At 42.6% G+C, this 20090-nt stretch carries 14 protein-coding genes; 11 read left to right on the top strand and 3 right to left on the bottom strand.

The window, feature by feature from the left end; translation table 11 throughout:
- Positions 1 to 334 precede the first annotated feature (334 nt).
- From mutY to I5907_RS00470, 7 genes are all read left to right on the top strand, one after another.
- The gene (gene mutY, locus I5907_RS00500) at positions 335 to 1417 is read left to right on the top strand and encodes an A/G-specific adenine glycosylase (RefSeq protein ID WP_196988794.1); all 1083 of its coding nucleotides are present in this window, start codon (positions 335 to 337) and stop codon (positions 1415 to 1417) included.
- 89 nt (positions 1418 to 1506) lie between these two features.
- The gene (locus I5907_RS00495; RefSeq protein ID WP_196988793.1) at positions 1507 to 1950 is read left to right on the top strand and encodes a single-stranded DNA-binding protein; all 444 of its coding nucleotides are present in this window, start codon (positions 1507 to 1509) and stop codon (positions 1948 to 1950) included.
- An 88-nt stretch (positions 1951 to 2038) separates the two neighbouring features.
- The gene (gldE, locus tag I5907_RS00490) at positions 2039 to 3391 is read left to right on the top strand and encodes a gliding motility-associated protein GldE (RefSeq protein WP_196988792.1); all 1353 of its coding nucleotides are present in this window, start codon (positions 2039 to 2041) and stop codon (positions 3389 to 3391) included.
- A 10-nt stretch (positions 3392 to 3401) separates the two neighbouring features.
- Positions 3402 to 4004: a gliding motility lipoprotein GldD gene (gene gldD, locus I5907_RS00485; protein ID WP_346266760.1), complete on the top strand. Its 603-nt coding sequence runs from the start codon at positions 3402 to 3404 to the stop codon at positions 4002 to 4004.
- Positions 4005 to 4210: 206 nt separating this feature from the next.
- The gene (locus tag I5907_RS00480) at positions 4211 to 4801 is read left to right on the top strand and encodes a DUF3109 family protein (protein ID WP_196988791.1); all 591 of its coding nucleotides are present in this window, start codon (positions 4211 to 4213) and stop codon (positions 4799 to 4801) included.
- 60 nt (positions 4802 to 4861) lie between these two features.
- Positions 4862 to 6238: a LutB/LldF family L-lactate oxidation iron-sulfur protein gene (locus tag I5907_RS00475; RefSeq protein WP_196988790.1), complete on the top strand. Its 1377-nt coding sequence runs from the start codon at positions 4862 to 4864 to the stop codon at positions 6236 to 6238.
- A 90-nt stretch (positions 6239 to 6328) separates the two neighbouring features.
- A complete protein-coding gene (locus I5907_RS00470; protein WP_196988789.1) occupies positions 6329 to 7636 on the top strand; it encodes a polysaccharide deacetylase family protein in 1308 nt (435 codons plus the stop codon).
- Positions 7637 to 7747: 111 nt separating this feature from the next.
- On the opposite strand, the gene I5907_RS00465 is transcribed toward I5907_RS00470, so the two are convergent.
- The 3 genes from I5907_RS00465 to I5907_RS00455 all read right to left on the bottom strand — a co-directional run bounded on the left by I5907_RS00465 (position 7748) and on the right by I5907_RS00455 (position 12319).
- On the bottom strand, positions 7748 to 8641 hold the full coding sequence (locus tag I5907_RS00465; RefSeq protein WP_196988788.1) for a DMT family transporter: 894 nt from the start codon (positions 8639 to 8641) through the stop codon (positions 7748 to 7750).
- Positions 8642 to 8655: 14 nt separating this feature from the next.
- Positions 8656 to 10158 carry a bifunctional phosphoribosylaminoimidazolecarboxamide formyltransferase/IMP cyclohydrolase gene (purH, locus tag I5907_RS00460; RefSeq protein ID WP_196988787.1) on the bottom strand — a complete coding sequence of 501 codons (1503 nt, stop codon included), beginning with the start codon at positions 10156 to 10158 and terminating at the stop codon, positions 8656 to 8658.
- Between the two features lie 166 nt (positions 10159 to 10324).
- Positions 10325 to 12319, bottom strand: coding sequence for a ComEC/Rec2 family competence protein (locus I5907_RS00455; protein ID WP_196988786.1), 1995 nt, complete (start codon positions 12317 to 12319; stop codon positions 10325 to 10327).
- A gap of 235 nt (positions 12320 to 12554) precedes the next feature.
- On the opposite strand from I5907_RS00455, the gene I5907_RS00450 reads away from it, so the two are divergent.
- The 4 genes from I5907_RS00450 (at position 12555) to gltB (ending at position 20080) form a co-directional block, all read left to right on the top strand.
- Positions 12555 to 13592, top strand: coding sequence for a PDZ domain-containing protein (locus tag I5907_RS00450; protein ID WP_196988785.1), 1038 nt, complete (start codon positions 12555 to 12557; stop codon positions 13590 to 13592).
- A gap of 183 nt (positions 13593 to 13775) precedes the next feature.
- Positions 13776 to 14360: a bifunctional nuclease family protein gene (locus I5907_RS00445; protein WP_196988784.1), complete on the top strand. Its 585-nt coding sequence runs from the start codon at positions 13776 to 13778 to the stop codon at positions 14358 to 14360.
- A 107-nt stretch (positions 14361 to 14467) separates the two neighbouring features.
- Entirely contained in the window at positions 14468 to 15292 is an 825-nt protein-coding gene (gene ispE, locus I5907_RS00440) for a 4-(cytidine 5'-diphospho)-2-C-methyl-D-erythritol kinase (protein WP_196988783.1), read from the top strand.
- 261 nt (positions 15293 to 15553) lie between these two features.
- Positions 15554 to 20080 (top strand): glutamate synthase large subunit, encoded by a 4527-nt coding sequence (gene gltB / locus I5907_RS00435; protein WP_196988782.1) that lies wholly within the window; start codon positions 15554 to 15556, stop codon positions 20078 to 20080.
- Positions 20081 to 20090 lie beyond the last annotated feature (10 nt).

The raw sequence follows: 20090 nt of genomic DNA, 5'->3' as shown, positions 1-20090 counted from the left end.
TCTTTTTCCTTCAATTGTTTGCCACTGATAAACAATAGCTTGCAGGGAGCTTTCGCAAAAAAGCGGTTTTTGAAGGTTACTGCCTTTTCTGTATTACAAAAATTTTATTCCCTATTAAAAGAATGCTGCAATCTACCAAAAAGGGGGTAAAATATCATTTTTGTGTTGAATGCCGGTTTCTTAATTGTAAGATGGTCGCGCATTGCTGCCAAATGCTTTACAGTACAAGAGTGCGACGCAACAGGCGATGACCAAAGAACCTAAGCCGGGCCAATAATATCTAAAATACTGTTTTATTTTGACACATAACATGGTGATTAGCAAATATTGATATATGAACGGGAAAAAATTTACGCAGTTTTTGCTGGAATGGAACAAAGCATTAAATAACAGGCCGATGCCATGGAAAGGGGAAAAGGACCCTTATAAGGTATGGCTGAGTGAAGTGATATTGCAACAAACCCGTGTGGAACAGGGATGGGCATACTATGAAAAGTTTGTAAAACAATACAAAGACATTAAAGCACTTGCAAAAGCCAGCGATGAAGCTGTTTTCAAATTATGGGAAGGACTTGGCTACTACTCACGCTGTAAAAACCTGTTGTTTACTGCACGGACTGTAGCAGAAAAATATAATGGTGTATTCCCGGCCAGCTATGAGGAGATTGTACAACTAAAAGGTATTGGACCGTACACGGCATCTGCCATTGCATCATTCTGCTTTAATCTTCCTTATGCCGTAATTGATGGGAACGTTTTTAGAATATTGGCGAGGGTTTTTGGGATTGATACGCCAATTGACAGTACAGCCGGCAAAAAACAGTTTAAGGAACTTGCCGAACAGCTGCTTGACCGGGAACAGCCCGGAATTTACAACCAGGCAATTATGGACTTTGGTGCAACTGTTTGCAAGCCGGCCCTGCCATTGTGTAGTTCGTGCCACCTCAATTCTATTTGTGCTGCTTTTAAAAATGCCACCGTAAGTAATTTGCCTGTAAAAGAAAAGACGCTACAAAAAAAACTGCGATGGTTTTCATATTTTATTTTTCATGCAAATGATACTACGTTTATACACAAAAGAACGGCTAAAGACATCTGGCAAAATCTTTTTGAATTTTATCTTGTGGAGTCGGATGCAGCACCTTCATGGACAGATGACAAGGTTGAAACATTGCTGGCAACGCGGTTGGGCATAAAACAATTTAGTAACGTTACCGTAATTACGGCATTACCACAACAACTTACCCATCAAACAATCAAAGGTTATTTTATTAGCATAAATCTTGCAGAAGTACCACAGGTTTTAAGCGGGGCAAATGACAGGTGGGTAACAACAGAGCAAATGAAAAACCTGCCTTTCCCGGGGTTTATAAACCAGCATTTGCAAAATAAAAATATACAGGCATCTCTTTTTTAGCACTTTAACTTATTTGGTTAGCAGGTTTTTTTATAATTTTAAAGTGATAAAGGGTTATATTTTTTACCGGCGATTAAAAAATAAGTCGTATGAGAGGAGTAAATAGAGTCATGTTGATCGGCAACCTTGGTAAAGACCCCGATGTTCAGTACCTGGAGGGAAACATTGCTGTTGCCAAATTTCCATTAGCTACAACAGAAACTTACAAAGACAGAGCAGGCAAGCTTATTTCACAAACAGAATGGCATACAGTAGTTTTATGGAGAGGGCTGGCAGAACTTGCACAGAAATATTTGCATAAAGGCAGCCTCATCTATGTAGAAGGCAGGCTTCGCACCCGCAGCTGGGATGACAGAGAAGGCAACAAAAAATTTGCAACGGAAATTGTTGGTGATAACCTGATAATGCTTGATAAACGCAACGAGGGCGGCAGCGGATATCACCCCTCGGCACCGGCAGACGGAGGCGAGCAGTTTCCCGGTGGAGATATGCCGCCATTGGGTGATGAACCTGCAGAAGGTTTGCCTTTTTAGAGAATACGTTTTAATAATATTGCTTAATATTGGCACGCTGATAATGGCGTGCCATTATAATTTAGTTTTGTAACCAAAATCGAATCATTTGGAAACTGCCGCAGAATACCTCTTCATCAATGTTTTTTTGCAGCCTGTATACCTTGCTTCAATCGATCCGCAAAGCACCACTGTATTAATCATTCTGTTGTTGGCATTGCTGTTTTTCTCTTTTGTCGTTTCAGGTGCAGAAATTGCATTTTTTTCGCTGGGCAATAAAGACATTAACCTGCTTAAGACCAAGCAGCAGCCAGCTTACAGCAGGGTAATCGATTTGCTTGAACACCCTAAAGAATTATATGCGTCATTGGTTTTGGCCAATAGTCTTTCCAATATTGGCATCATACTTATTCTGAATATTTTGCTGGATGATCTTACAAAAGTTGAATACCAGTGGGTAGAATTTGCCATAAAGGTTCTGGTGGTGGCATTGATACTTGTTTTGTTTTGCGAGATCATGCCTAAAATACTTGCCCGTCAAAACAACATCCGTTATGCAAAGGATTTTGGCATCATCATCGAAGGTGTATTTTACCTTTTTAAAAGACCCGGTGCGTGGTATATCCGGCATTTTGAAAGTGTAGAAAAAAAGTTTTCCCGAAACGCCGGAAGAGCAAAGCGTATGGAGGAAATTTACGATGCTATTGATACCACCACTCCGGGTAACGATGAAAATACCACCAAAGAAAAAGACATCCTGAAAGGTATTGCCAAGTTTAGTAACATTTTTGTTAAACAGATCATGCGTACAAGGCTCGATGTAAACGGTATTGATCACCATACTTCCTTTAAGGATCTTGTAAAGAAGATAGAAGAGTTGCATTACAGCAGGCTCCCTGTTTACAAATCAAACATGGATGAAGTTGTAGGCATTGTAAATACAAAAGATGTTTTACCATATCTCGACCACGATGATGATTTCGACTGGCATTTCCTGATGCGGCAGCCCTTTTTTGTACACGAGAACAAATTGATAGATGATCTGCTGCAGGAGTTCCAGGAAAAACGTGTCCATTTTGCTGTAGTGGTAGATGAGTTTGGTGGCACCAGCGGAATTGTAACTTTAGAAGATATTCTGGAAGAAGTAATCGGTGAAATAAAAGACGAATTTGATGAAGAAGAAACAGGCTTTAAAAAGCTCGATGATTACAATTATTTGTTCGAAGGCCGCACACCTATCAGTGACGTGTGCCGGTTTATGCAATTGCCTATCGATACATTCAACGGCGTAAAAGGAGAAAGTGATTCCCTCGCTGGTCTCGTATTGGAGATAGCCGGCGAAATTCCTGAAATCAACCAAACCATCAGTTCCGGCGATTTTGATTTTACCGTACTTGAAATCGCAAGAAACCGTTTACAGAAAATAAGGATAACGATCAACATCAAAGCTGAGAACCCATAAATAATCGTCTGTGAAATTCTTTTCATCGGTAAAATTTTTTTTAAGCATCTTGTTGTCTGCGTGTGCATTGTTCGCGTGCAACAGCCCCTATGTTCCCAAACCGCGTGGTTTTTTCAAAATCGATTTTCCGGAGAAGGCTTACCAGGTTTTTAATGAGCCGGGTTTTCCCTACACGTTCGAATATCCTGTGTACGCAAAAATTGAAAGAGACAGCAGCTTCTTTGGAGACACGCCTGAAAACCCGTGGTGGATTAATATCGATTTTCCGCAGTTCAACGGCCGCGTATATGTAAGTTATAAACAAATAGGTGCAAACAGGCTCGACAAACTATTAAACGATTCCTACAACCTTACCAACAAGCAGTCAGTAAAAGCCAGCGCCATCAACGATTCACTTATTGCAACAGATAATAATATTCACGGTACATATTTCAGGGTAAGTGGCGATGTTGCCACAGCCAACCAGTTTTTTCTCACAGACTCCACCAGGCATTTCCTGCGTGGCGCATTGTATTTCGATACAACACCCAACCAGGATTCTTTAAAACCCGTAAATGCCTTCCTCGTGCAGGATCTTATGCATATCATCAACACTTTTAAGTGGACAAGATAAAACACTGTGTAACCGGCAACGGTCCTTTGTGGCATCGCCTGTTGTGTCACTCACTTGTACGTTCTTTTTTCATGGCATCTGCAGCGTTCCGGCTGTATAGCGCTCAATAAATTCATCGGGCGAAAACCCTTGCTTACTGTTTCCAAACTTAATCCACCAAAGTGTATCTTCGTAGTTATAAAATGCCCTTTTTGGGTTAGTGTACAATGATAGCAATAGACAATAAACTTATCAGCGACGAGGTAATAGAAGAGCAGTTTGTTTGCGATCTCTCCAGGTGCAAAGGCGGTTGCTGCGAAGACGGAGACGCAGGCGCGCCACTGGAGCATGATGAACTGGATGAGCTGATAAACAATTATCATATTATAGAGCCCTATCTTACCAGCGAAGGAAAAGCTGTAATCAACAAATATGGCAAATACACATACGATACTTCATTTGGCTGGGTTACGCCAACCATAAAAGGAGAAATGTGTGCATACGGCTACCGCGATGCAAAAGGAATTTTAAAATGTGCCATAGAGCAGGCTTATAACGATGGCAAACTAGGTTGGAAGAAACCAATCAGTTGTCACCTCTTCCCCATTCGCATTAAGAAAAGTAAGCAAGACTCCGATCTCGAATATGTAAATTATGAGCCACGGGAAGATCTGTGCGCTGCAGCATGTAAATTGGGTAAGCAGCTAAAAGTGCCGGTATATCTTTTCCTTAAAGAATCCATCATACGCAAATATGGGCAAGAGTTCTATGACACACTTGCCGCAACTGCCGCCCATCTGAACAATGGCGGGCAATAGGCTTTAAGCAGAAAAAGACCAGCCGAAAGGTTGAAATTTTAAACAATCAGCATACCGCAAATGATAGAAACAGCATCATCCTTTATAGCAAAAAGCACGATCAAAGCGGCCGACATGGATCACCGCCGCAAGATCAATTTCAATATTGGTAAATACAATGCAGTGGTGCCGGTAGGTAAACAACAGTTTGCTGATGTTGCTGTAGCCAGGGAACGTGCAAAAAATGCCAAATGGCGCGCTATCGAAAATCTCGATACTTACCTGGAAGAATTTGAAAATAAAATAACAGCAAGGGGTGCAAAAGTAATTTGGGCCGAAGATGCAGCAGAAGCTCTCCGGGAGATTGAAGCCATTTGCCGCCGCAAAAAATGTAAAACCCTTGTAAAAAGTAAGAGTATGGTTACAGAAGAAATTCATCTTAACCATCACCTCGAATCTTTGGGCATCGAAAGTGTGGAAACAGATCTTGGCGAATATATTCAACAGTTAGACGGTGAGCCTCCTTATCATATTGTTACACCGGCCATGCATAAAAGCAAGGAAGATGTAGCAAAATTATTTGCTGAAAAATTAGGCGTTCAACCAAACCTTACGCCTGAGCAGCTCACGATCGTCGCAAGACAAAAACTGCGCGAAAAGTACGTACAGGCAGAGGTTGGTGTAACCGGTGCAAATTTTATTCTTGCAGATGTAGGCGGCATAGCTGTTACAGAAAATGAAGGCAACGCAAGGTTAAGCTGCGCATTTCCAAAAACACATATTGTTGTTGTAGGTATAGAAAAGGTAATCCCTTCCATTAACGATCTCGCTTTGTTCTGGCCACTGCTTGCAACTTATGGCACCGGCCAGCGTGTTACTGTTTACAATACAATTGTTACCGGCCCTAAACAGCCGGGTGAAACGGACGGGCCGGAAGAAATGTATGTTATTTTACTCGATAACGGTCGCACCAACCTGCTCATGAACGCCAAAACAAGAGAAGCATTGTATTGCATACGTTGCGGCGCCTGTTTAAATGCCTGCCCTGTTTATAAAAATATTGGCGGTCATGCTTACGAAACCACGTACAGTGGCCCTATTGGCAGTGTAATTACGCCCCACCTCAAAGGCATTGAGCAATACAAACACCTTAGTTACGCCTCTTCGCTGTGTGGTAACTGTACAGAAGTTTGTGCCGTAAAGATCAACCTGCACGAGCTGCTGTTGGAAAACAGGCACGAAGCAGTTGCCGAGGGCGATAGCTCTTTGTCCGAACGCATTGCTTGGCGCGTCTGGAAACAGGCAAGCCTTAACCGCAAAATGATGAATATGGGTAATGGCAATGTAAAAAACTGGGTGGTAAACAAGGTATTCAAGGGCTGGACTACGCATAGAAGCAACCTTAATTTCAGCGCAAAAACTTTCAACGAAATGTGGAAAGAGCAGGAGAGCCAATAAATCTTTTTGTAAGGCGGCAGTATTGCTACTATCCGGCACCTGTTGTGTCACTCACTTGTACTGCATATCTTTATTGAACACGTGTTCTACATGCGCATACTTTTTTACTGTCAGCAAACAAGTGCAAGGCTTTCTTACATCCTTGATTTTTTGGGCAAACAGATCAATGCAGATTTTGTTATTACAAGCGATGAAGCTTTTTTTACGGGTACCAACACAGTCAGGATCAACTATTCTTCTGCTGCCCTTCATGCAAATGAACTACATGTGCAGCCACACTCATTGCTATTCGAACGAAGCATTACACCACAAAAGACAGACTGCTTTGTCTGGAATAATCTTACAGCTTTTTTTAAAACAGGTGGCGATATACCTTTCGATGTTTTTGCCGCATCATTTTACCTGCTTTCCCGCTACGAAGAATATATGCCGCATGAAAAAGACATGTATGGCCGGTATGCACACACAAACAGCCTTGCATATAAAGAGAATTTCCTGCAGCAACCTTTAATCAATCTCTGGATTCAGCAACTGCAACAACTATTGGAAGAAAAATTTACATCATTCCATCATTATAAAAACCAATTTACTTTTTTACCCACTTACGATATTGATATTGCTTACCAGTACCATCATCATCCATGGTGGAAAAGCCTGCTTGGTTTTGTAAACGACACGCGCAAAAAACCCTCTCAATGGCTTGCACGTGCAACTGTTCTGGCAAGGGTTAAAAAGGATCCGTTCAATACTTTTGACTGGCTGCACGCATTGCACAGGCAATGCCAGCCAAAGCCTGTCTATTTTTTTCTTGTAGCAGAAAAACGGGGTTTATACGATAAGAACTTATCGCCACACAATACTGCCATGCAGTTGCTGATAAAGGAACATTATGAAAAATATACAACCGGCATTCATCCATCCTGGCAAAGTGGCGATGATGAAAATATTTTAAAGGAGGAGATAAGCATATTGGAAAATATATGCGGTAAAAATGTTACTGTAAGCCGGCAGCATTATATAAGAATGAATTTGCCGGAAACCTATCGCCGACTTTTATCAAATGGCATAACAAAAGATTACTCTATGGGTTATGGCAGCATTAATGGTTTCAGGGCTTCTGTAGCATCTTCTTTTTTTTGGTACGATCTTTCAAAGGAGCAGCCAACGACCCTGGAAATATTTCCCTTCTGTTACATGGAAGCAAACTCTTTTTTTGAACAGCATCTTACGGCAACGCAGGCTGCGGAAGAGTTACAGCAATACGCCGCTATTGTTAAAAAAGTAAACGGGTTGCTTATTACCATTTTTCATAACCACTTTATTACAACGCAGCAGGAATGGTTGCCATGGAGAAACATGTACGCTGATTTTGTAAAAAGTATTTGCGGCGATCAATAATGCTAACCTCCCGGATATGCACCATCGATGCTCCATAATGTTATACAGTACAAGAGTGCGACGCAACAACAGCTTAATCTGTGTTACCAATGCCGGGTATATAAAAATTTGCTATACTTTTTTTACACTGTAATTAACAAGGTACACGCCCACTAAAGTTACCACCGCTCCTAAAAGAAGGTTTAATGTAAAAGGTTCATCTAGTATAAGGGTGCCGCAGATCATCGCTACGATAGGATTGATGTAAGCGTATAAAGAAGCAATAGCAACAGGTAAATGTTTGATGGAGTAAATAAATGCGGCGAAGGCAAATACGGAACCCGCAATAATAAGGTAGGCAATAGCGCCCCAGGTTTTTAAAGGCACTTCACTAACGGGTATATCATTGCCGGTAACTTTTGCAAGAGCAAATATCATAAATGAGCTGAGAAACATTTGCCAGCCCATGGCATAGTATGGGTTTACGTTGTATTTATTGCGTGTTAAAAAGATGGTGCCAATACTCCATGCAAGCATGGCAATAAGGCCGTAAATAACACCGAGAAAATATCCTTCCGGTTGCTGGTGAAAAGCGTTTTCATAAAACACCAATCCTACACCCGCAAAGCCGATAAAAAGACCAACATAAGTGAGGCCTGAATTTTTGAATTGCCTGAAAAATACCAGGTCGATCAGCACCACAAAAATGGGCGCAAGCGCACTGATGAGTGATGCCAGCCCGCTGGGTATATATTTTACGCTCCAGGTACTAAAACCATTTGCCAATACAAACATGAAGATGGATAGCACAAAGAGCCACCTGAACTGTGGCCATGTTGGTAGTTTTTCTCCTTTAATAAAGTAGAAAGTAAGTAGTATACAACCGGCAAGAAACTGGCGCAGGTATGATACCTGTAAACCCGGAACATCTTCTACACCAATTCTGCTGGCAACCCACGTGGTGCCCCATATTATACTGGTTGCGGTAAGGGAGAGATAGGCTTTATTTTTTATGCTTGTTTGCAATTAGTTTTACCTGCTTAATGTTTAAAATGCCGCATGCCGGTCATAACCATGGCAAGGTTATGCTGTACACAATATTCAATGCTGTCTTTGTCGCGCACAGAACCACCAGGCTGTATAAAAGCTTCTATGCCTTCTGCATGTGCAATTTGCACACAATCGTTAAACGGAAAGAATGCATCGCTGGCCAGTACAGCGCCCTGCAGATCAAAATTGAATTGTTTGGCTTTTGTAATGCTCTGGCGTAAAGAATCTACGCGGCTTGTTTGCCCGCAGCCCTTGCCTACAAGCTGTTTGTTCCTGATCAACGCAATGGCATTGCTTTTGAGATGTTTGCAAACAATGTTTGCAAAAGTAAGGTCGTCTTTTTCTGCTGCCGTTGTTTGCCTGCCGCCAACTTCTTTCCATTCTGTATAATTTCCTTCATCTGTGCTCTGCACCAGCGTACCGTTTAGTACAGATTTGAACTGCATGGTAAGTTTTGCACTATCATTTTTTAATACCAGCAAAATCCTGTTCTTCTTGCTTTTTAAAATGGCAAGTGCATCCTCATCGAAAGAAGGCGCAATCAATACTTCAAAGAATATTTCATTGATTGCTTCAGCAGTTGCTTTATCAATAGCACCGTTGCAAACAAGTACACCGCCAAATGCACTTTCAGGATCGCCGGCAAGTGCAGCATCCCAGCTTTCTTTTACGGTAGCTCTTGCAGCTACGCCGCACACACTGGTATGTTTGATGATTGCGAAAGTGGTATCTGTAAATTCCTGTATGAGTTGCACAGCAGCATCAACATCAACAAGGTTGTTGTAAGAAAGTTCTTTCCCGTTTAGTTGGGTAAACACCTCAGTAAGATCGCCATAGAAAGATGCTTGCTGGTGTGGGTTTTCACCATAACGCATAGACTGTTTATGCCCCAGAGGTTTTAAGATGGTGCCATTGAAATAATTGTTGATGGCAATATCATAATTCATTACCACCTCAAATGCTTTTGCAGCAAAAGCTTTACGCTGTTCCAGGCTGGTTTCACCCTGCTGACTTTCCAGTAGTTCTACAAGACCGGCATAATCGTCTTTTGCTGCAACCACTACAAGATCCCTGAAATTTTTAGCCGCTGCGCGAATCATTGACGGCCCGCCGATATCAATTTTTTCAATGATCAGTTTTTCTTCACTGGTGGTACGCAGTGTTTCTTCAAAAGGGTAGAGGTCAACTATTACCAGGTCAATTTCCGGTATGTTGTACGCTTTCATTTCGTTTAAATCCTGCTCTACATTGCGTCTGCCAAGAATGCCACCAAACACTGCAGGATGCAATGTTTTTACGCGGCCTCCGAGTATAGAAGGGTACGTGGTAAGGCTTTCGACAGGAACACAGCTTATACCAAGGTCTTCAATAAATTTTTGTGTACCGCCGGTAGAGTAAATGGTTACACCTGATTTACTTAATGTTTTAACCAGTGGTTCAAGACCGTCTTTGTAAAAAACAGAGATCAATGCAGACTGAATTTTCTTTTGCATATCGCGTAGATTGAAGGATAATTTGTTTGCCGGCAATAGTACAGGTGGCATCACCTGTTGTGTCACTCACTGCATCGTTCAGCTCATTATTGAACAAGGTGTAGAAGAGTGCGACGCAACGAAGCCTCATCTGTGTTCCAAAAGCCGGGCCCATAAAAAAAATTAACTAAAGATCCATTACAAAGGCACCGCTACCGGGTATTGAATGGAAGCGCAAATGTAGGCTGTCGCAATCTTTTTTCCATTGTTGTATTTTCCACAGCGGGTTGCTGCTGTCGAAAATGATCAGCTTTGCATCAAATGCCTGTTGTAGCTGGTTCATATCAATTTTTCGGTTGGCAGAAATGACCAGGATATCAACAGGTATTTTTGCCGCAGTACTGTGTGCCGTAATGTTTGAAGATAGCCAAAGCACTTTTTTGTGATGGATTGTATAGATACTGTTGGCGGTGATCAACGGTTTACCGGGTATATTGGCCCGGTACAAGACCCTTGCTGGTTTAAGATGAAAGTTGCGTAAAAAACCGTCCTGCCTCAGATCATCACTCCCGGAAAAATGAAAGCTGTCGCCCTGCAGTAAATCGATAGCTGTATGTTTATTTACATTGTAAACAACCAGCTTTTGTTGCCCGTTTGTTTTGATATAATCAGCAGAAAGTATAATGGAATAGGCGCATGCAAATGATAACGCTGCTATCAGCATTTTGTTTCTTTTCAACATCAGCCATGCTGCAACGCAGACGAATACGCCATATAACAGCCAGGTTTCTGTAACAGACAATTGCAGGTTGTTCCATACTGCCACGGGTAAAGCATTAATATTCTCAATATAACCGTTCATGGCTGTAAGCATATAGCCCAGGAGGTAGCCAATGAATTTTGCCAGCGGTATAATTGGTGCTATAATCAGCAACAAAATTTCGCCGTAAAGTATTATTCCGGAGAGTGGTACTGCAACAAAGTTTGTTACCAGGAAAAAATTAGGAAACTGGTGAAAATAGAATACCACAATTGGAATGGTTAATACCTGTGCCGACAGGGTAACTGATGTAAGGCCCCATAAACCGTTGAGTAATTTATTTTGATAGAACAGCCAGTTGTATATGGGTTTGCGAAATGTAATGATGCTTATTACCGCTGCATAAGAAAGCAGGAAACCTACATCCCAAAGCATAAAAGGATCTGAGATGAGCATGCAGAAAGCGGATGCTGCCAGTGTGTTATACATGTTTGTTCTACGGCCAATGGTCTCGCCAAGTACAATAAATGAAAACATCACCGCCGATCGCATGATTGACGGCGCCGCGCCGGCTACCAGCGTAAATGCCCAAAGCACCAATAATATAACTACAGGGCGCAGCCACTTCACAAAGCGAAACCTGCTGAATCTTTTGAAAAGCCATACCAGCAGTGCATAGATCATTCCAAGGTGTAAACCACTGATGGCAATGATATGTACAACCCCCGTATTGCTATACGCCTGTACCAGGTCTTTATCAAGATCTTCCCGGTAACCGATAAGCAGCGCCTCTGCCACACCCTGCGCGGCAACGCCAGGTATGTATTCCTGCAATGTAGCAATGGCTGCGTCTCTTAGCTTAAAGCGATATCTATCCAGCCAGTATTCCTCCGTGTTGGCAACCAGCGTATAATCATTTTCATTTAAATAAACCTGCGCTGTAATACCATGAAAAAGGCAGTAACGGCTGTAGTGAAATGCGCCCGGGTTGCCGTTGTTTTTTATTTGCTGTAAAGGTTTGGTTATGATAAGCCTGGAGCCGTAGGTAAGTTTTGTAGCGGCGCTGTCTTTTTTAAAATAGAGCAGGATATTTCCTGTGGTACTTTTCCAGGTTTGGTCGTGCTTTACCAGTTTTACGCTGGCCAGCGCCTTGTAGGAACGTTCTTTTGTAACAATGGGTTCTTCAAGTTTTACAAGCATAGGAATACCTTCGTTGCTGTAGTTGCCAAAGAATACGGCATCATTCCGTACGTCTTTTATGTATACAGCAACCGCACCGGTGATAAAAAACAGCAAGAGTATCAAGACGCCCTGAAGAGTGGACAGCTTATATTTCAGGAAGCGCGGTAAAATGGAATATACCAGCAGTAAAATTGCCCCACAGCAACCAATACAAAACAGCAGGAACACATTTGTCTTCATATACCACTGGCAAAGAATACCAGCAATAACAGCCAGTAATAACCTTAATAACGGCAGTCTTTTTATAAAAATATTGGCCGGGTGCATGGTTTAAATATATAATATTTTTTAAATATGATATACCCGGCGACAACCAATGTAATTTTTTGATTTAACATTTCCGAAACTTTTCGTATTTGAAAAATGTTTCTATATTTGATCTACTAAAAACTTCGTAGAAAATAAACTTATAAACATGAAAGCCTTCATCAAACCGGTTTTACTTGGATTATCCCTGGTTTTTACAACCGGGCTATTTGCACAAACTGAGAAAGAGGAATTAAAGGAAAAGAAAGAAAAGAGGGAAAAAAAGGAGAGTGATGTCATTATTCGCAAAAAGGGCAACTCAAAGGAAAAAATGACGATTGTAATAGAAGGAGACCAGGTTACTGTAAATGGTAAGCCAGTAGAAGATTTTAAGAGCGATGATTTACTGATACTAAAAAATGGGGAAGACTTTGATATGGTTATGCCGCCTTTGCCACCTGTAGCAATGGCTCCCGGTTCTTTTGGCGGTAGTTTCGATACAGAAGATTTCAGTGGCGATTTTGACGGTAACATAATCAGGGAAATACGCAGCAACAAAGCCTTCCTGGGTGTAATGACCAAAAAGGTGGCTGACGGCGCGTCTATTACAGAAGTAACCAAAGAAAGCGCAGCAGAAAAAGCGGGTTTTAAAACCGGCGATATAATTACCAAAGTAAACGACACAAAAATTACTGATGCTGATGATCTCTATAAAGCAATAGGATCTTACAAGCCCGAAGAAAAAGTAACCATAACCTACAAACGCGATGGCAAAGAAAATAAAGCAACCGTTGTATTGGGCGAAAACAAACAGGTGAGGGTTTATTCGTGGAATAACAATAACGACGATGCAGGAAATATGTACTTCAACAGAAGAGCACCCCGTGTAGAAGGTTTTGGTAATGGATATCCTTTCGACTGGAGCAATAAGCCCCGCCTCGGTGTACAAATCCAGGAAACAGAAGATGGCAAAGGTGTAAAAGTGTTGGATGTAGACGCAGATGAGGCCGCTGGTAAGGCAGGCATCCAGGAAAATGATATCATCACTTCCGTTAACGGTAAAGCGATCACGTCTTTGCAGGAACTGAAAGACGTAATGAGAAATGCTAAACAGGGCGATACCGTAAAACTGGATATCCTCAGAGATGGAAAACCACAGGTAATCAATATCAGGTTTCCAAAAGAATTGAAAACAACCGATCTGTAGGTTCAATCAATATATATTCTCATGTGTAAAGAAGCCGCTGTTAATTTTAATAGCGGTTTTTTATTGCCACAGTCATTAAAACCGGTTAAATAGCACCGAATGACAGGGTTCGTTTTTTCAAAATATCTTTAAATGACTTAAATCTTTACTTTTGCCAACCAAGAAATACTTTTTGTACGGATTATGAAGAAGATAGAACTGGAAATCGTGGCGCTGTCACATAGCATTACTCAAACGCATTCCTACGCGGTCGTGTTAGGAGAAGTGAATGGTTTGCGCCGTTTGCCCATTGTTATCGGTGGTTTTGAAGCACAGGCCATAGCAGTTGCGCTCGAAAGAATGCAGCCAAGCAGACCGCTTACGCACGACCTTATGAAAAACTTTATGAATGCTTTTAATGTAGAGCTCATGGAAATTGTTATCAACGATCTGCAGGAAGGCATTTTTTACTCCAAGCTTATTTGCATCAGCGAGCACGATACGGTAGAGATCGACAGCCGCACCAGCGATGCACTTGCTTTAGCCGTTCGTTTTGGATGCCCCATTTATACTTATGACAACATCCTCGAAAGCGCAGGCATTCTTATGGAAGACAACAATAAGAAAAAATCGTCTGATATACCGGTGGAAGAAGTGTCCGAAACTTCCAGGGAAGAGCTTTCTAAAATGAGCCTGGAAGAACTGAACACGCTCCTCAATGATGTGCTGGAGCAGGAAGACTACATAAAAGCTATCGCAATAAGAGACGAAATAAATAAGCGAAAATAATTTTAGGTAGCCGGCAGCAGTGCTTCTGGCATCGCCGGTTGTGTCACTCACTTGTGCTTTCAGATCATTATTCAACACTCCGGGTGTAACATCTCAACTTTTTAAACGTGGTTGTTTTCCCAAATTGTAAAATAAACCTTGGTCTCAATATTATACGCAAAAGACCAGACGGCTACCACGATCTTGAAACCGTTTTTTACCCGCTTCCGCTTACAGACGCCCTTGAAGTAATACAACCAGCCGCAGCACCTGCAGGTATCAATTTCTCCATGTCCGGTTTACCTGTGCAAGGCACAGCAGAAAACAATCTTTGCATAAAGGCTTACCATCTTTTAAAAAACGAATTTCCGCAAATACCACCTGTACAAATGCACCTGCACAAAGCCATTCCCATGGGGGCCGGCCTTGGCGGCGGAAGCGCCGACGGAGCTTTTACGTTGAAACTCCTTAACGATAAGTTTAACCTTGGCATAAACGCAGAGCGGCTGGTGCAGTATGCACTGCAACTGGGCAGCGATTGTCCTTTTTTTATTTATAATAAACCTTGTTTTGCCACCGGCCGCGGAGAGGTGATGAACACCTTGCCGCTCGATTTGAGTGCTTATAAAATCATTATCGTAAACCCCGGTATTCATATAAATACGGGCTGGGCATTTAGCCGGGTAATTCCCGCACTGCCTCCGCATTCAATAAAAGACATTGTGCAGCAGCCTGTAGAAAAATGGCAGCAGCAACTCATCAACGATTTTGAAGCACCGGTGCTCTCCGCACATCCCTCTTTGAAAGAGTTAAAAGAAAAATTGCAAAACCTCGGCGCTTTATATGTTTCCATGAGCGGCAGCGGCAGTACATTCTTTGGCATTTTTGAAAAAAATGCGCCCCTTCAGTCAGCACATTTTCCAGGTACTTATTTTGTTCGGGTGTTCGAATGATGCTGCACAAAGTTCAGCATGTACAAGTGAGTGACACAACAGGCGATGCCCAATGATTTGCTGTTGAAATCCAAAAAAATCCGAAATTTGAAAGGACGGCTTCCCGGCGATGATATAGGTTTTGCAAAAAACCGGCTATTTATCCACCATTTCGTAATAGTTTTTAAGATTGTTTGAAAGTTGTCAATGAAAATTGCGATTTCTTTCGTAATTTTATAGCGATTGCCTGCCTTAATTTGTTAATAAATAAGAGAAGCGTGTATGACTGAACAACAGCGTATGGCAGGACTGTACGATCCTTCCTTTGAGCATGATGCGTGTGGTATTGGTTTTGTGGCAAATATTAAAGGAAATAAGAGCCATAAAATTATTTCCGATGCGCTTACAGTATTGGAAAATATGGAACACCGCGGTGCCTGCGGTTGTGAAAACAATACCGGCGATGGTGCAGGTATTATGATACAAACCCCCCACGAATTTTTCTTTGATGAATGCAGTAAACTGGGTGTACACCTTCCGCCGTTTGGCAAATATGGTGTAGGGGTAATTTTTTTTCCAAGAGATATTCGTTTGCGTGAAGAATGCCGTGAAATATTCAGCCGTTGTGCGGAGAAACTCGGTCTTGAAATTCTTGCATACAGGAAAGTGCCGGTAAACCCAACCAACATTGGTCCTACGGCTTTATCTGTGGAGCCGGAAATGGAACAGGTTTTTATTATTTGCCCGGACCACATCAATAACCCGCTGGAATTTGAACGCAAATTATATGTCCTGCGTAATTACTCAACGCATACGATAAACAGTACAGTACGCAAAGATGAGATCGGATTTTATCTTGCATCGCTGTCTTACAAAACAGTTATATACAAGGGTCAGCTGATCAGTTCCCAGGTTAGAGATTATTTTCCTGACCTGTCTAATAAAAGAGTTGTATCAGCATTCGGGCTTGTACACTCAAGATTTGCTACCAATACATTTCCTTCCTGGAAACTTGCACAGCCTTTCAGGTTTATAGCACATAACGGTGAAATAAATACCGTACAGGGCAATATTAACTGGCTTAAAACAAGCGAGCATGGCTTTGTATCTCCATTCTTCACAAAAGAAGAAATGGATATGCTGTTGCCTATTGTTACCGGTGGGCAAAGTGATTCAGCCTGTCTCGATAATATGATTGAGCTGCTTACACTTACAGGTCGTTCGCTGCCACATGTAATGATGATGCTGATACCGGAGGCATGGGATGGTAACGACATGATGGATCCTGTAAAGAAAGCATTTTATGAATATCATGCTTCTATCATGGAGCCATGGGATGGCCCGGCATCCATTTCATTTACTGATGGAAAAATAATCGGGGCAACACTAGACAGGAACGGTTTACGGCCTTCCCGGTATTGTGTTACTACAGACGACCGTGTAATCATGGCGTCCGAAACAGGTGCGTTACCAGTTCATCCCTCACTGGTAAAAGAAAAAGGCAGGCTTCAGCCAGGTAAGATGTTCGTGGTGGATATGGAGCAGGGCCGTATTATAAGCGATGATGAACTGAAGCAGCAGATCTGTTCCCAGAAACCATATGGCGAATGGCTGAACAAATACAAAATTCGACTCGAAGAGTTGCCTGAACCAAGAGTGATGTTTACCCACCTCGAAAGTGACCAGATTTTTAAATACCAGAAAGCATTTGGTTATTCCACGGAAGACCTGGAAACCATTATCACGCCCATGGCTGTAGATGGCAAAGAACCGATTGGTTCTATGGGTACTGATGTGCCACTCGCTATTCTTAGCGACCAGCCGCAACATTTGTCATCTTATTTCAAACAACTCTTTGCACAGGTAACCAATCCTCCGATCGATCCGATAAGGGAAAGAATGGTTATGTCTCTCGCAACATTTGTAGGAAATAACGACAACCTGCTTACAGAAGATCCGCTTTCCTGCCATACAGTGGCATTAAAGCACCCCGTGTTGAACAATCATGAGCTTGAACAGATCAGGAGTATAGATACCGGCATATTCCAGGCTAAAACATTACAGACATATTTCAGGGCCGACGGAAAGACCGGTTCTCTTAAAAGAGGTCTTGATCGTCTTTGCCGGTATGCTGAAGATGCCGTGCATGACGGCTTTGAAGTAATTATTTTGTGCGACCGCGCTGTTGACAGCGATCACGCCGCCATGCCTTCTTTACTGGCAACTTCAGCGGTACACCATCATCTTATAAGAAAAGGTTTACGTGGTAAAGTAGGCCTGATTGTGGAAGCAGGGGACGTTTGGGAAGTACATCATTTTGCCTGCCTGCTGGCTTTTGGCGCAACCGCCATTAATCCATACCTGGCTTTGTCAACCATACGCGATCTGAAGCTTACAGGCAAAATACAGACCGAGCTGGATGTGGAGTATCTCAAGAAAAATTATGTAAAAGCTGTATGCGATGGTCTTTTAAAGGTATTTTCTAAAATGGGCATTTCCACCCTGCAATCTTACCAGGGTGCGCAGATATTTGAGATCATTGGTTTAAACAGAGAGGTAGTTGATAAATATTTTACCGGCGCCACTTCAAGGATTGAGGGTATGGGGCTCGATGAAATCAGTAATGAAACACTTACCAAACATTACCTTGCTTTTAGCCGTAAAGAAATACCGGTAGAAAGGTTGAATACCGGTGGCCTGTACCAGTGGAAACGTAAAGGCGAATTTCATTTGTTTAATCCGCAAACCATTCACCTGTTGCAGTATGCTACAAGGATGGGCGATTATACGGCTTTTAAAAAATACAGTAAGCTTGTTAATGATCAGAGTGAAAAAGCCTGCACATTGCGTAGCCTGTTTAAATTTAATCACAACAGGCCTTCGGTGTCGATCGACGAAGTAGAGCCTGCAGAAAATATCTTCAGGCGTTTTGCTACCGGCGCTATGAGCTTTGGCTCTATCTCCTGGGAAGCTCATACCACGCTTGCTATTGCTATGAACCGCCTGGGTGGCAAAAGCAATACCGGCGAGGGTGGAGAAGATGAAGCACGTTATAAACCATTGCCAAATGGTGACAGTATGCGTTCTGCCATTAAGCAGGTTGCGTCTGCACGTTTTGGTGTAACAAGTTACTATCTCACGGAAGCAGACGAATTACAGATCAAAATGGCCCAGGGTGCCAAGCCTGGTGAAGGCGGTCAGCTCCCAGGCCATAAAGTAGACGACTGGATTGGTAAAACAAGGCATGCTACACCGGGCGTGGGTTTAATTTCACCGCCGCCTCACCACGATATCTATTCCATAGAAGATCTTGCCCAGTTAATCTTCGATCTTAAAAATGCTAATCGTGCAGCACGTATCAATGTAAAGCTTGTCTCAAAAGCAGGTGTTGGTACCATAGCTGCAGGTGTGGCAAAGGCTAAAGCAGATGTGATATTGATCTCGGGCTACGATGGCGGAACAGGTGCGTCACCAATCAGTTCTATCAAACATGCAGGATTACCTTGGGAACTTGGCCTTGCTGAAACACACCAGACACTTGTAAAAAATAAGTTGCGCAGTCGCGTAACCGTTCAGGCAGATGGCCAGTTGAAAACAGGCCGGGATATTGCGATTGCGGCATTGCTGGGTGCGGAAGAGTGGGGTGTAGCCACAGCAGCGCTGGTGGTGGAAGGTTGTATCATGATGCGTAAGTGTCATCTGAACACCTGTCCTGTTGGAGTAGCCACGCAAGACCCCGAACTGCGTAAACGTTTCACCGGCGATCCCGAGCATGTGATCAACCTGTTCAAATTTCTCGTGCAGGAACTACGCGAAATAATGGCTGAACTAGGCTTCAGGACAGTCAATGAAATGATCGGGCAGGCAGATGTACTGGGTATGCGTGAAAACGTTACGCACTGGAAATACAGCAAGCTTGATCTGTCAGCCATATTATACAAAGAACCGGCCAGTGAATATGTGGGTTTGTACAAACAGGAAGAACAGGATCACGGCCTGGAGGATGTGCTCGATTGGAAATTACTGGAAGCCGCCAAACCTGCGCTCGAAAACAGGCAAAAGGTTACGGGCACATTCGATATAAAAAATACTGACAGAACCACAGGTACCATACTCTCCAACGAAATAACGAAAATATACAAAGCAGAAGGTTTGCCTGCCGATACTATCAAATACAAATTCAATGGCACTGCAGGACAGAGTTTTGCTGCCTTTAATACAAAGGGTGTAACATTCGAGGTAGAAGGCGACGCCAATGATTATTTTGGAAAAGGCCTGAGTGGTGCCAAACTGATCATCTACCCTTCTAAACAATCATCTTTTATTCCTGAAGAAAATATTCTTATTGGTAATGTGGCTTTTTATGGCGCAACAGACGGAGAAGCCTATATACGTGGTAAGGCCGGCGAGCGTTTCTGTGTACGCAACTCCGGCGCACGGGTGGTGGTAGAAGGTGTAGGAGACCACGGCTGTGAATATATGACCGGCGGTGTTGCTGTAATACTTGGTGACACAGGCAGAAACTTTGCTGCTGGTATGAGTGGCGGTATTGCTTATGTGTACGATGTGCAGGGCAAATTTGCCGGCATGTGCAACAAAGAAATGGTTGAGCTAGACCCTGTTGATGAAAGCGATGCAGCTGAATTGCACGCTATGATTCAAAAACATTTCGATTTCACCGGCAGCACGGTCGCACAATTCGTTTTAAAGGATTTCGACAACCAGTTGCAGCATTTTGTAAAAGTGTTTCCTACAGATTATAAACGGGCATTGCTGCAAAAAAAGCAGTCTGTACAGGTAAGCAAATAACAGCCAGCCT

The sequence above is a fragment of the Panacibacter microcysteis genome (genome assembly GCF_015831355.1).
GTDB classification, from domain to species: Bacteria; Bacteroidota; Bacteroidia; order Chitinophagales; family Chitinophagaceae; genus Panacibacter; species Panacibacter microcysteis.
This window is presented reverse-complemented; position numbering and strand designations above follow the sequence as displayed.